The 1,368-nt window shown below is 70.2% G+C and carries 1 protein-coding gene; it reads left to right on the top strand.

The genetic code is table 11. The annotated features are described in order from the left end of the window. Window positions 1–300 precede the first annotated feature (300 nt). On the top strand, window positions 301–1,317 hold the full coding sequence (locus ELR45_RS10740; protein ID WP_129665757.1) for a replication-relaxation family protein: 1,017 nt from the start codon (window positions 301–303) through the stop codon (window positions 1,315–1,317). Window positions 1,318–1,368: the final 51 nt, after the last annotated feature.

Raw genomic sequence — 1,368 nt, 5'->3', positions numbered from 1 at the left:
CATCTCGACGTGTTCCACGCCGCCGCCCGGCTCATCGTCGCCGGTCAGCAGACGCAGCCATTCACCCTGACCACCAGCCCGCTCCCGCCACTGACACGACGTCGAAGCCGTCGTCCGCAACCGACCCGGACAGCCCGCAGCCGAACAACGCCACCGGCTCACCAATCCCAGCGGCCCGGCACCCCCAACAGGGGTGCCGATCCTCGCCGCGCCAGCTGACACACCCCAACTGGCGTAGAGGCGTTCGACCGTGCCCGCCCCGCGCCCCGCCTCCGGGGAGGAAGGAAGATCCGCGCTTCGATGAACAATCCACCGATACGTCAACGAGACCTGCGCGGCCCCAGACCAACCCGCCCCGGGCGGCGGCTGGCCCACACCCGCACCCACCACGCAGCACTGGCCGCCCGCCTCACCCCACGTGACCGGTGGCTGCTGCGGATGCTGCACGAGCACCGCGTGCTCACCTCCACCCAGATCCGCCAACTCGCGTTCCCCTCCACCCGCTCGGCGAACCAGCGCCTCCTCGAGCTGTACCGGTGGCGCCTGCTCGACCGATTCCAACCGTTCCTCACCCGCGGCAGCGCCCCCATGCACTACGTCCTCGACGTCGCCGGCGCCGCCGTGCTCGCCGCCGAACACGGCCTAGACATAAAGGACCTCGCCTACCGGCGTGAGCAAGCCATCGGCATCGCCCACTCCCTACGCCTGGCCCACACCGTCGGCGTCAACGCCTGGTTCACCACGCTCGTCGCGCACGCCCGCCACCACGCACACGCGCAGCTAACGACGTGGTGGTCCGAGACCCGCTGTGCCCGCCTGTTCGGTGACCTCGTACGCCCCGACGGCTACGGCCGCTGGGCCAGTCACGGGCACCTCGTGGAGTTCTTCCTCGAGTACGACCTCGGTACCGAACCCACCACCGTCGTCGCCGGCAAGTTGTCCGGCTATGCCGCGCTCGCCGCCGCCACCGACATCGCTACACCCGTGCTTATCTGGATCCCCAGCACGCGCCGTGAGACCGCCGTCCGGCGTGCCCTGGACACGACGTGGCGGCGCCTGGACAACCCCGAGACGGTGCCGGTCGCCACCGCCGCCGCAGACCTCTGTAGTGATGCGGACCCGGCCGCCGACGTGTGGTTGCCCCTCGGCAACGACTCTCGGCGCCGCAGGCTGGCCGACCTGTCGACCGCGTGGCAGCACCTTGATGACCCGCCGACGACCGGCTCATCGGCAGCCGACCCGGGGGTGAGCACGCAGGGCCCGGGCCACTTGAGCGTGCCAGACCCGATGCCACCCGAACTCAAAGATGGGAGATGACCCGATATGGCGAAACTTCTCACCGGACTGGCCGCTGGCCTTCTCGTGCTC

This window comes from Phytoactinopolyspora endophytica (assembly GCF_004138495.1).
GTDB lineage: Bacteria > Actinomycetota > Actinomycetes > Jiangellales > Jiangellaceae > Phytoactinopolyspora > Phytoactinopolyspora endophytica.
This window is presented reverse-complemented; position numbering and strand designations above follow the sequence as displayed.